The 12,625-nt window shown below is 57.3% G+C and carries 8 protein-coding genes; 7 read left to right on the top strand and 1 reads right to left on the bottom strand.

The features are described 5' to 3' along the window. The first annotated feature begins 105 nt into the window (after positions 1-105). From phoB to malZ, 5 genes are all read left to right on the top strand, one after another. Positions 106-795 (top strand): phosphate response regulator transcription factor PhoB, encoded by a 690-nt coding sequence (phoB, locus tag OGV79_RS10260; RefSeq protein WP_012133591.1) that lies wholly within the window; start codon positions 106-108, stop codon positions 793-795. Positions 796-862: 67 nt separating this feature from the next. Next, entirely contained in the window at positions 863-2,158 is a 1,296-nt protein-coding gene (phoR, locus tag OGV79_RS10255; protein WP_012133590.1) for a phosphate regulon sensor histidine kinase PhoR, read from the top strand. A gap of 408 nt (positions 2,159-2,566) precedes the next feature. Further along, complete coding sequence (brnQ, locus tag OGV79_RS10250; protein WP_286468298.1) at positions 2,567-3,886, top strand: branched-chain amino acid transporter carrier protein BrnQ; 1,320 nt, start codon at positions 2,567-2,569, stop codon at positions 3,884-3,886. Between the two features lie 76 nt (positions 3,887-3,962). After that, positions 3,963-5,336 carry a proline-specific permease ProY gene (proY, locus tag OGV79_RS10245; RefSeq protein ID WP_049009677.1) on the top strand — a complete coding sequence of 458 codons (1,374 nt, stop codon included), beginning with the start codon at positions 3,963-3,965 and terminating at the stop codon, positions 5,334-5,336. 190 nt (positions 5,337-5,526) lie between these two features. After that, positions 5,527-7,344 carry a maltodextrin glucosidase gene (malZ, locus tag OGV79_RS10240; protein WP_286468297.1) on the top strand — a complete coding sequence of 606 codons (1,818 nt, stop codon included), beginning with the start codon at positions 5,527-5,529 and terminating at the stop codon, positions 7,342-7,344. On the opposite strand, the gene OGV79_RS10235 is transcribed toward malZ, so the two are convergent. Further along, a complete protein-coding gene (locus OGV79_RS10235; protein ID WP_024130600.1) occupies positions 7,338-8,240 on the bottom strand; it encodes a LysR family transcriptional regulator in 903 nt (300 codons plus the stop codon). The two genes, malZ and OGV79_RS10235, sit on opposite strands and share 7 nt — an antisense overlap. Positions 8,241-8,544: 304 nt before the next feature. Between OGV79_RS10235 and OGV79_RS10230 the strand changes: the two genes are divergently transcribed. Then, entirely contained in the window at positions 8,545-11,175 is a 2,631-nt protein-coding gene (locus OGV79_RS10230) for a DUF2339 domain-containing protein (RefSeq protein ID WP_286468296.1), read from the top strand. Continuing rightward, positions 11,172-12,566 carry a DUF3999 domain-containing protein gene (locus tag OGV79_RS10225; RefSeq protein ID WP_286468295.1) on the top strand — a complete coding sequence of 465 codons (1,395 nt, stop codon included), beginning with the start codon at positions 11,172-11,174 and terminating at the stop codon, positions 12,564-12,566. Before OGV79_RS10230 ends, OGV79_RS10225 begins: the two co-directional genes overlap by 4 nt. Positions 12,567-12,625: the final 59 nt, after the last annotated feature.

The raw sequence follows: 12,625 nt of genomic DNA, 5'->3' as shown, positions 1-12,625 counted from the left end.
AATAACCTGAGCCGAATGTCGACTATCTTTTTCATAAATCTGTCATAAATCTGACGCATAATGGCGCCGCATTGATGACAACGACTTATTTAAACAGGGCAAATCATGGCGAGACGTATTCTGGTCGTAGAAGATGAAGCTCCAATTCGTGAAATGGTCTGCTTCGTGCTCGAGCAAAATGGCTTTCAGCCAGTAGAAGCCGAAGATTATGACAGTGCTGTGAACCAACTGAATGAACCCTGGCCGGATTTAATCCTCCTTGACTGGATGTTGCCCGGCGGGTCGGGCCTTCAGTTTATTAAACACCTCAAGCGTGAAGCGATGACCCGGGATATCCCTGTGGTTATGCTGACGGCAAGAGGCGAAGAGGAAGACCGCGTGCGCGGGCTGGAAACCGGGGCGGATGACTATGTCACCAAGCCGTTTTCCCCTAAAGAGCTGGTGGCGCGTATCAAAGCTGTGATGCGCCGCATTTCGCCGATGGCGGTAGAAGAGGTGATTGAGATGCAGGGGCTTAGCCTCGATCCAACTTCGCACCGCGTGATGACCGGGGAAAATCCGCTCGATATGGGGCCGACCGAATTTAAATTGTTACACTTCTTTATGACGCACCCTGAGCGCGTCTACAGTCGCGAGCAGCTCCTCAACCATGTCTGGGGAACGAATGTGTATGTTGAAGACCGTACGGTCGATGTGCATATTCGTCGTTTGCGTAAAGCGCTGGAGCACAGCGGTCACGATCGTATGGTGCAAACGGTACGCGGAACCGGGTATCGCTTTTCGACCCGTTTTTAATACCTTGCCGCCAGACCGGCATCTCGGTGTGGCGGGCGGGTTTACTATTCTGAAGGGAGTGTGACGCGTGCTGGAACGGCTGTCATGGAAAAGGCTGGTGCTGGAGCTGATCCTCTGCTGCATCCCCGCTTTTATCCTCAGTGCTTTTTTTGGTTATCTGCCCTGGTTTTTACTGGCGTCGGTAACGGGATTGCTGATCTGGCATTTCTGGAATTTATTGCGCCTCTCCTGGTGGCTGTGGGTCGATATGAGTATGACGCCGCCGCCGGGACGCGGGAGCTGGGAGCCGCTGCTGTACGGTCTGCACCAGATGCAGTTGCGTAATAAAAAGCGGCGTCGCGAACTGGGAAACCTGATTAAACGCTTTCGCAGTGGGGCGGAATCCCTCCCCGACGCGGTGGTGCTGACAACCGAAGACGGCGGGATTTTCTGGTGTAACGGACTGGCACAACAGGTGCTTGGGCTGCGCTGGCCGGACGACAACGGGCAAAACATTCTGAACCTGCTGCGCTACCCGGAATTTACGCAGTATCTCAAAACACGCGATTTTATCCGGCCGCTCAACCTGGTACTCAACACCGGGCGGCATCTGGAGATCCGCGTGATGCCCTATACCGATCAGCAACTGTTGATGGTCGCGCGCGACGTGACGCAGATGCACCAGCTTGAAGGCGCGCGGCGCAATTTCTTCGCGAACGTCAGCCATGAACTACGCACGCCGCTCACCGTCTTGCAGGGCTATCTGGAGATGATGCAGGAGCAGCCTCTGGAAGGCGCGACGCGGGAGAAGGCGCTGCATACGATGCGTGAGCAAACGCACCGGATGGAAGGGCTGGTGAAACAACTGCTGACGCTGTCGAAAATTGAGGCGGCGCCCGCGCTGCTGTTGAACGAAAGGGTGGACGTGCCGATGATGCTGCGCGTTGTTGAGCGTGAGGCGCAGGCGCTCAGCCAGCAGAAACACACCTTTACGTTTGAAGTGGATGCCCGGCTGAGCGTATTGGGCAACGAAGAACAGTTGCGCAGCGCGATTTCGAACCTGGTCTATAACGCGGTAAATCATACGCCTGCGGGAACGCATATTACCGTGCGCTGGCAGCATGTGACCCACGGTGCGGAGTTCAGCGTGGAAGATAACGGGCCGGGGATTGCGCCTGAGCATATTCCGCGTCTGACGGAGCGTTTCTACCGTGTGGACAAAGCGCGGTCGCGGCAAACCGGGGGAAGCGGATTAGGTCTGGCGATTGTGAAACATGCGCTGAATCATCACGAGAGTCGATTGATTATCGACAGTTCGCCGGGTAAAGGGACGCGCTTCAGCTTTGTGCTGCCGGAACGATTAATTGCCAAAAATTGCGCTTAATTGTGGTTCGTAAGGTTAGCTTTCCATAAGCCAGCGGATGCTGGCTTATTTTCTTTGCAGTAAAGAAGACTCTGCTGAATTTTTCAACGTCTGATGCTTTTTTGTTCGCATGATTAGCCATGACTTTTTCTTATGGATAGCGTTTTGTACTGGTTGCTAATTTCATATCGCTATATTCTTCTGGTTTTTGGATCTCACCTTGCTTTAAAACGTTATAAGCGTTTAAATTGCGCTCCAGATGCTGTCATACCGACTGCATTTACGCGGTAAATCGAAAAACTATTCTTCGCCGCGCCAGCCCAGGAGCATATCCCGCTGGAATTGCTTAAAAATGCCGCTGTATCGTCCCGCAGGGAAGGGCAGAAAATTTAACGTTTTCAACACCACATCCACAGGCAGTAAAACTTTATGACCCATCAGTTAAAATCGCGCGATATTATCGCTCTGGGCTTTATGACATTTGCGCTGTTCGTTGGCGCAGGCAATATTATCTTTCCGCCGATGGTCGGTTTGCAGGCAGGCGAACACGTCTGGACGGCGGCGTTCGGCTTTCTGATTACTGCCGTTGGTCTTCCGGTACTTACCGTTGTGGCGCTGGCGAAAGTCGGCGGCGGCGTTGATAGCCTGAGCACCCCGATTGGTAAAGTAGCTGGCGTTCTGCTGGCGACCGTCTGTTATCTGGCGGTGGGGCCGTTATTCGCAACGCCGCGTACGGCGACCGTCTCCTTTGAAGTCGGGATTGCGCCGCTGACCGGCGATTCCGCACTGCCGCTGTTTATCTACAGCCTGGTGTATTTCGCCATTGTGATTCTGGTATCGCTCTATCCGGGCAAACTGCTGGACACGGTGGGTAACTTCCTGGCGCCGCTGAAAATCATCGCGCTGATTATTCTCTCCGTTGCGGCAATCATCTGGCCTGCCGGTCCGATTAGCGACGCGATGGACGCCTACCAGAACGCGGCGTTCTCTAATGGCTTTGTGAATGGCTATCTGACGATGGATACGCTGGGCGCAATGGTGTTTGGTATCGTTATCGTCAATGCGGCGCGCGCGCGCGGCGTTAAAGAAGCGCGTCTGCTGACCCGTTATACCGTCTGGGCGGGCCTGATGGCGGGTGTGGGTTTGACGCTGCTGTACCTTGCGCTGTTCCGTCTGGGATCGGATAGCGCGACGCTGGTCGATCAATCTGCTAACGGCGCGGCAATCCTGCACGCTTACGTTCAGCATACCTTCGGCGGCGCGGGTAGCCTGCTGCTGGCGGCGCTGATTTTCATCGCCTGTCTGGTGACGGCGGTTGGCCTGACCTGCGCATGTGCGGAGTTCTTTGCGCAGTACGTCCCACTCTCTTATCGCACGCTGGTGTTTATTCTGGGCGGCTTCTCAATGGTGGTATCGAATCTGGGTCTGAGCCATCTGATTCAGATTTCTATTCCGGTGCTGACAGCCATCTATCCGCCGTGTATCGCACTGGTTGTATTAAGCTTTACCCGCTCATGGTGGCATAATTCTTCCCGCGTCATTGCTCCGGCGATGTTTATCAGCCTGGTTTTTGGTATCCTTGACGGGATTAAAGCCTCTGCGATTGGTGACATCTTACCGGCCTGGACCCAGCGTTTACCGCTGGCGGAACAGGGGCTGGCGTGGTTGATGCCAACAGTGGTGATGGTTGTTCTGGCAATTATCTGGGATCGCGCCGCAGGTCGACAAGTGACCTCCAGCGCTCACTAAGATCACTGACAGTATGTTTTAACCACGGGGCTACAGGCCCCGTGGTTTTTTTATTATTTTGATGGGTTCGGAATTGATGGAAAGCAATAACAAGCTAAAGCGTGGGCTGAGCACCCGGCACATTCGCTTTATGGCATTGGGTTCGGCAATTGGCACCGGATTATTTTATGGCTCGGCAGACGCCATCAAAATGGCCGGGCCAAGCGTGTTGCTGGCCTACATTATCGGCGGGGTCGCGGCGTACATTATTATGCGCGCGCTGGGCGAAATGTCCGTGCATAACCCCGCCGCCAGCTCGTTCTCGCGCTATGCGCAGGAAAACCTCGGCCCGCTCGCGGGTTACATTACCGGCTGGACTTACTGTTTTGAAATTCTGATTGTCGCCATTGCCGACGTGACCGCCTTCGGTATCTATATGGGAGTCTGGTTCCCTGCGGTGCCGCACTGGATCTGGGTGCTGAGCGTGGTGCTGCTTATCTGCGCCATCAACCTGATGAGCGTGAAGGTATTCGGCGAGCTGGAATTCTGGTTCTCGTTCTTTAAAGTCGCCACTATCATCATCATGATTGTCGCCGGCTTCGGCATCATTATCTGGGGGATTGGCAACGGCGGGCAGCCGACCGGGGTCCACAACCTGTGGAGCAACGGTGGGTTCTTCAGCAACGGCTGGCTGGGGATGGTGATGTCGCTGCAAATGGTGATGTTCGCTTACGGCGGGATTGAAATTATCGGCATCACCGCCGGAGAAGCGAAAGACCCGGAAAAATCTATTCCGCGCGCCATCAATTCCGTGCCGATGCGTATTCTGGTGTTCTACGTGGGCACGCTGTTCGTCATCATGTCTATCTACCCGTGGAACCAGGTGGGCACTAACGGCAGCCCGTTCGTCCTGACCTTCCAGCATCTTGGCATTACGTTTGCCGCCAGCATCCTGAATTTTGTGGTGCTGACCGCTTCGCTGTCGGCGATTAACTCCGATGTGTTCGGCGTGGGGCGTATGCTGCACGGTATGGCGGAGCAGGGCAGTGCGCCGAAAGTGTTCGCTAAAACGTCGCGTCGCGGTATTCCGTGGGTGACGGTTATGGTGATGACCATTGCGCTGCTGTTCGCGGTTTACCTGAACTACATCATGCCGGAAAACGTCTTCCTGGTGATTGCTTCGCTGGCGACCTTTGCCACGGTATGGGTATGGATTATGATCCTGCTGTCGCAGATTGCGTTCCGCCGCCGTCTGCCGCCGGATGAGGTGAAGGCGCTGAAATTTAAAGTGCCGGGCGGCGTGGCGACAACCGTTACGGGCCTGATCTTCCTGGTCTTTATTATCGCGCTTATCGGCTACCATCCAGATACCCGTATTTCGCTGTACGTCGGTTTCGCCTGGATCGCACTGCTGCTGGTCGGCTGGATGTTTAAACGCCGCCGCGACCGCCAACTGGCTGAAGTGGGGTGATTCCCCGCCGGATGGCGCTAACGCTTATCCGGCCTACAGGCAACCGTAGGCCGGGTCAGGCGAAGTCGCCGCCCGGCAGTATCAAACAATATCCTCCCCCGGACTCCTCCCCCAATAAACATTAAGATGATGAGTTATCCTTGATGTCGCTATGGCAAGGTGGCTTCATTTTCATCAAAGGGGATACGTGATGTTGAACGCCTGGCACCTTCCGGTTGCCCCATTTGTTAAGCAAAACAAAGAACAACTGACCATTACGTTATGGCTGAGCGGGGAAATCCTGCCCCAGCGTGTGACGCTACGCGCTGAGAACGATAATGAAGAAATCTCGCTGGCGATGCATCGGCTGCGCAGTCAACCGCAACCGGGCGTCACGGCGTGGCGGGCGGCGATCGATCTCGCCAGCGGACAGCCGCGCCGTCGCTACAGCTTTAAGCTGCTCTGGCACGATCGCCAGCTGTGGTTCACGCCGCAGGGATTTAGCCGTTTCCCGCCCGCGCGGCTGGAGCAGTTTGCCGTCGATGTGCCGGACAATGGCCCGCAATGGGTCGCCGATCAGATTTTCTATCAAATCTTCCCGGATCGCTTTGCCCGCAGCCAGCCGCGCGAAGCGGAACAGGATAATGTCTATTACCATCATGCCGCCGGTCAGGATATCGTCTTGCACGACTGGGACGAACCGGTGACTGCGCAGGCCGGGGGATCGACGTTCTACGGCGGCGATCTGGACGGGATCAGCGAGAAACTGCCGTACCTGAAAAAACTGGGGGTGACGGCGCTGTACCTGAACCCGGTCTTTAGCGCGCCAAGCGTCCATAAATACGATACGGAAGATTATCGTCACGTTGATCCGCAGTTTGGCGGCGATCGGGCGCTGTTGCGCCTGCGGCAGCATACGCAGCAGCAGGGAATGCGCCTGGTGCTGGACGGCGTCTTTAACCATAGCGGCGACTCGCACGCCTGGTTTGACAGGCACAATCGGGGAAGCGGCGGCGCATGCCACAACCCGGATTCGCCCTGGCGTGACTGGTACTCTTTCTCCCCGGAGGGCGTGGCGCTGGACTGGCTGGGGTATCCGAGTCTGCCCAAGCTGGATTTCCAGTCGGAAAGCCTGGTCAATGAAATCTACCGCGGTGAAGACAGCATTGTGCGTCACTGGCTGAAAGCGCCGTGGCATATGGACGGCTGGCGGCTTGATGTGGTGCATATGCTGGGCGAGGCCGGAGGTGCGCGCAATAACCTGCAACACGTTGCCGGTATTACGCAGGCGGCAAAAGAGACGCAGCCTGACGCCTATATCGTTGGCGAGCATTTTGGCGATGCGCGGCAATGGCTCCAGGCGGATGCGGAAGACGCCGCTATGAACTATCGCGGCTTCACTTTCCCGCTGTGGGGATTTCTCGCCAATACCGATATCTCTTACGATCCGCAGCACATTGACGCGCAAACCTGCATCGCCTGGATGGATAACTACCGCGCCGGCCTGTCGCATCAGCAGCAGTTACGGATGTTTAACCAACTGGACAGCCACGATACCGCCCGTTTTAAATCGCTGCTGGGCAAAGACGTGGCTCGTTTGCCGCTGGCGGTCGTCTGGCTGTTTACCTGGCCAGGCGTTCCCTGCATCTATTACGGCGATGAAGTGGGGCTGGACGGCAATAACGATCCGTTCTGTCGTAAGCCGTTCCCGTGGCAGGTTGAAAAACAGGATGCCACGCTGTTGGCGCTGTACCAGCGTCTGGGGAAACTTCGCCAGCGCACGCAGGCGCTACGTCACGGCGGTTGCCAGGTGATTTATGCCGAAGAAGATGTGGTGGTCTTTGTGCGAGTCTATCACCAGCAGCGCGTACTGGTGGCGATCAACCGGGGCGAGGCCTGTGAGGTCGTATTGCCTGCCTCACCGTTGCTTAACGTCAGCGAGTGGCGAGGCAAAGAGGGGAAAGGCCAACTGGCTGAGGGCGTTCTCAGCCTGCCCGCCATTTCCGCTACGGTCTGGGTGAATCACTGATAGAGCTGCGCGACTTCCGGGCTGGCGAGCAGGGCTTCTCGCCACCAGCGCTGCGCCAGACCGTCGCTGTGGTTGCGCCATGCCATATAGGCGACATCTTTCTGCCGAAAAGAGATGACGGATTTTTCCACCAGCTCGCCGGTGGCAAGCCACGGTCTGACAATATGGCGGGGGAGGAATCCGCACCCTAAACCGGCGCGCAGCAGCGTCACTTTGCTGTCGAAGTCATCCACGCGAATTTGCGGCTGCTCATCCATTAAATTGGATTGCAGGGGATGGCAGAAGCGGGCGCTGTCGCTGATCACCACCGCCCGGTGCAGACAGAGTTGCTCATTGGTCAGGCCGTCCGTGGCGGCGGCCAGCGGGTGCGAAGGCGCGACCACAAATACGTTGTCCAGGGTGCCGAGCATTTTATATGACCAGGCGGCGGAGGTCGGAGGCTCGTTAATTGCGCCGAGAATGATGTCCGCGCCGTTGTGCGTCAGCTCTTCCCACGATCCCGCCAGCGTATGGTGTGTAAAATTGAGGCGCGTTTGCTTATTCAGCGCATAAAACGCATCAATAACGGGCAGCAGCGTCTCGAAAGGGAAGGAATCATCCAGCGCTATCGCCAGCTCTTTTTCCCAGCCAGAGCTTAACTGCACGGCTTGTTTCTCCAGGTCTTTTGCGGCGTTGAGCAGCAGACGCCCTTTTTCCAGCATCATCCGTCCGGTATCGGTAAATTTCGCCCGGTGGCCAGAGCGATCGAGAAGCTCAATATCGAGATCGTTTTCCAGTTTCTGAATCATATAGCTAAGCGCCGCGGGGGTTTTAAACAGCGACCCGGCCGCAGCGGCAAACGAGCCGTGTTTGTCGATAGCATCAAGAATGAGCAGAACGTCCAGATTGATTCGCATGATCTGAAAATATCCTGAAAATGAAATAAGTACGTTGTACAGACTGTCGAAAAACAATGCCAGTGAATAATTTAGACCAAAGCATGGCATTTTTTTGAGGGTGTCTGTTATGCAAAATAAGATGAAATAACCACGTTATTAGCATGGTTCATTTCCTCAATAATGCATTAAAAATGGTCGGCTCTATTCGCCCCGAAGCCGCGTTCTGGTTTACGCTGCGATCCGGCATTTTCACCTTCAGGGATGGCAAAAATGTAATAATCTATGTCATTCTGGTCTGTCCTTGTACAGTGAAGGTGGAAACATGGATGAGCTTTTAATCCTTGGCTGCATTGTTTTATTCTTCGCGCTGGTGGTGGTTCCCATTCTCGCGATTGTCGCGCTCAACCGCAGCGCGGCGGTTCGCTTTGAGCTGGCGGTGTTGCGCCGACGGGTTGAGCAACTTGAACAGCAGCGTGCGGGAGAAGCGCCTGCGGTACAGGTGACGGCGGAACCTTCGCTACCTGCGAAAGAGCGTGTCGCGCCATCGCCGCCTGATGCCATCGAAGCGGCCATACCTGAGCCGGAAAATCCCTGGGCTGCGCAGGAAACCCTCGCAAAACCGCTCCCGGCGCCTGCGAAAACGGCGAAACCTTCCGCGTTCGGCGGCGTTTTCACCTCGCTGGCGCGCTGGTTTATGCAGGGAAATCCGCTGGCGAAGCTGGGCATTCTGCTCCTCTTTTTCGGTTTATCCTTCCTGTTGCGTTATACGGTTGAACACGCGCTGTTTCCGCTTGAACTGCGTCTTGTCACTGCGGCGCTGTGTGCCGTAGTGCTGCTCGCGACAGGCTGGCGTTTGCGACGCAAACAGCCGGTCTATGCGTTGATCCTGCAAGGCGGCGCGACAGGCGCGCTCTATCTGACCGTCTTTGGCGCATTCCGGCTGTGGCAAATGCTGCCGATGACGCTGGCGTTTGCGCTGCTGGTGCTGATTTGCGCCGCAAGCGTAGGGCTGGCTATTTTGCAAAAAGCGCTTAGCCTGGCGATGCTGGCCAGCCTGGGCGGCTATCTTGCGCCGCTGCTGCTGTCGACGGGCGGCGGGAACTATGTGGCGCTGTTCTCGTTCTATCTCCTGCTGTCGGCAGGCATTCTTGCCATAAGCGTCTGGCAGCACTGGCGTGAGCTTAATCTGCTGGGGTTATTATTCACTTTCGGGGTCGGCGGCCTGTGGGGCGTCAGTGACTACCGGCCTGAATACTGGCTCAACTGCCAGCTTTTCCTGATTGCCAATATCATTATTTTCGGCGTGCTGAGCGTGGCGCTGTCGCTGCGGGCGCAGGAAAAAGGCAAACATATTGTTGATGGCGTGCTGTTGTTTGCGCCGCCGCTGGTTGGGTTTGGCATGCAGTACGCCATTACCCAACATATGGATTATGGTCCGGCGCTCAGTGCGCTGGGCTACGGCGCGTTCTATATGGCGCTGGCGTGGCTGGCGCTGCGCCGCTACCCGTCGATGGGAAGGCCGCTGGTGCTGGCGGCGCTCGCGTTGGGCGGCGCGTTTACCACCCTCGCCATCCCGCTGGCGCTTTCGGCGCGCTGGACGGCAATGGCCTGGGCGCTGGAGGGGCTTGGCGTATTGTGGCTGGGTATGCAGCAACAGCAGCGGCGGATGAGCTATAGCGGCACTGCGCTAATGCTACTGGCTGTGGGCAGCGCGCTGTGGGCGCTGGCCGATGACGCCGCGCCGCTGACGGTGATGATGATCTTCGCCGTGCTGAGTTTGTGCTGGCTGGGCGGCGCGTGGCTGTGGCGCAGCGAGAAGAAGGAGGTCAGTTGGGCGCTGCTGGCGGGCGGCATCGCCTTCTGGATAGTCGCGCTGACGGGCGCCTCGCAACTGGCGCTGGCGCGTTATGCTGCCGAATGGTCTGGCGTGCTGGCGCTACTCGCCGCGTCCGCCTGGCTCTGGCGTTATCTGAGCGGGCGGCTTGCCTGGCGGGCGTTAGGTTACAGCCCCTGGCTGCTGTGGCCTGCGATGCTGCTGGCATTGCTGTACCAGATTGAAGAACGGCAGATTTTCGCCGCAGGCTGGCAAAATCTGGCGTGGTGCGTGGCGCTGCCTTGTGCGGTGCTCATGCTTTATCGTGATGATGCGCATCTGCCGCCGCGCATCTCCCGGACGCTGCATTTATCCTTGTTCTGGATGGTGCTTTTAGCGCTCGGGATGGAGCTGTTCTGGTTTGTGCAGTCGTTGCCGTGGGGAATGGACGCCTGGCGCAGCGGGTTGATGATGGCGGCGGGAGGAATCGTCATACTGCTGGTACACGCCGCGCTGCGCCGCGATTTGTGGCCGTTCAAATGCTGGCCTGCGTTGTACGGCGCGCTGGCGCTGGCGCCCGTGGCAGCGATCCTGCTGTTGCTTCTGGTGCTGGCGAATTTACAGGATGGCGTGGTTTTCCAACAGCGCTATCTGCCAGTGGTGAACCCGCTTGAGGAGGGAGCCGCTTTCGCCTTGCTGGGATTGTTCCTCCTTGCGCGTTTCTCTCGTCGTTTTCTGCCGTCGCCGTTAGCGAAATATCGCGCATGGGCGCCTGTGGTGCTCGCGGCGCTCGCATTCTGGTGGTTGAACGGAGGGCTGATGCGGGCGCTGGCGTGGTATGGCGAGGTGGCGTGGAGCATGGAGACATTGTGGCATTCGCGGTTGATCCAGACCTGCTTCGCCCTGTTCTGGATGCTGACGGCGTTAATTATGATGTTGCTCGCGACCCGTCGCCGTTCGCGGCGGGAATGGTTATGCGGCGCGGTGCTTTTGGGGACCGTCATTGTTAAGCTGATGCTGGTGGATAGCGCGCGCGGCGGCGGGCTGGCGCGTGCCATCGCTTTTATCGGCGTGGCGATCCTGGTACTTATCGTCGGGTATTTCTCACCGTTACCGCCCAAAGCAGGAGAAGAAAAATGAAATGGATGAAAGCGGTAGTCTGGAGCGCGTTGCTGAGTACGGCGTGGCCGGCGTTCAGCCGTGATGAAGCCCCGGAAACGCCGCAGGATTACGCCACCGGCATGATGCTGGAAGCGACGGGTTCATCGCCGTGGTATCGCGTTTCGCTGCCGCTGGCGCTTTACCAACAAAGCGCCTGGCCGGATTTACGCGATGTGCGGGTTTTTAACCGCCAGGGCGATACGGTGCCCTTTGCGCTGACGGCGCAAAAAACGCCGTCTGTCACGCCAGAGACGGTGGCGCTGCGGCTTTTTCCTCTGGATATGTCGCCAGTATCACCGCGGGAAGGGGAGCGCCGTGGAAGCGAATCCTTTGTCTTGCGTTCAAAGACCGGCGTGGAAATTCATCTGGAAAGCGATGATGTTAACGCGATTGGGCAGAGCTATTTACTGACTCTGCCGGAAGAGATGACGGCGGCCTTTTCGCTGGCGCAACTGCGCCTGAACTGGAACACGCCTGCGGGCAACTGGCAGGGGAAGGCGTCCGTTTATGCCAGCCGTGATTTACGTTACTGGCAACTCGTGCAAGAAGACGCGCCGCTGATGGATCTGACGCGCGATAACGATCGGCTGAAAATGGACACCATCAGCGCCAGCCTGACGCTCTCTGCGGAAGGCCGTCGCTACCTGCTGGTGATTCTCGATTCGCAAAGTCCGCCGCTGACCTTAAATAGCGTAAGCGCCATTGCGGACAGCGGAGAACCGGCATCGGAGCGTATTGCGCTGGAGGCCCACGCAAAGAAAGTGTCAGAAACAGAAGCCGTATGGCGCTGGAATCAGCCGCAGCCGCTGACGTCGCTCAGAATTGCGCTGGAAAACGAGGGCGTTTTACCGGTTGAGCTGGCATGGCGCGGCGGGGAAAAGGAGGCGTGGCGTCCACTGACGAAAACGATCCTGTACCGCCTCGACGGGAAGCGTTCGGAGGATATTCTTCTTTCAGGTCAACAGGTTGAAGCTATCCGTATGACCACCATCAACGCCCGATTGCCGGAAACGTTGCCTGCGCTGAGCGGCGCGCGGGACAGTTATCAACTGGTGTTCAATACGCAAGGGAAAGGCCCGTATATGCTGGCCTGGGGAAACCGGGCGGCGGAAAAAGCCGATGTTGAGCTGGATATGCTGATCCCGGCGTCGCTGCGCAAAACGCAGGATGTTAACGATCTGCCCTGGGCGATGACGCAGCAGCGCGTAACGCTGGGCGGTGAGGCGCGGCTGACGGCAACGTCGGCTGCGGAGCAGCAAAGCCGCTGGAAAACGTTACTGGTGTGGGGAGCGTTGATTGCTGGCGTCGCGGTACTGTTGGTGATGGCGTGGCGAATCTGGCGCGAGGTGAAAAAGGACGGCGCGGCGTAAACGCGACATGTTTGTAGGCCTGAGAAGCGCAATAAAAAAGCTCGCCATAGCGAGCTTTT

It is taken from the genome of Citrobacter sp. CK185 (assembly GCF_030333565.1).
GTDB classification, from domain to species: Bacteria; Pseudomonadota; Gammaproteobacteria; order Enterobacterales; family Enterobacteriaceae; genus Citrobacter_B; species Citrobacter_B koseri.
The sequence above is the reverse complement of the archived record's forward strand: the minus strand, read 5'-3'. Positions and strand labels throughout refer to the sequence as shown.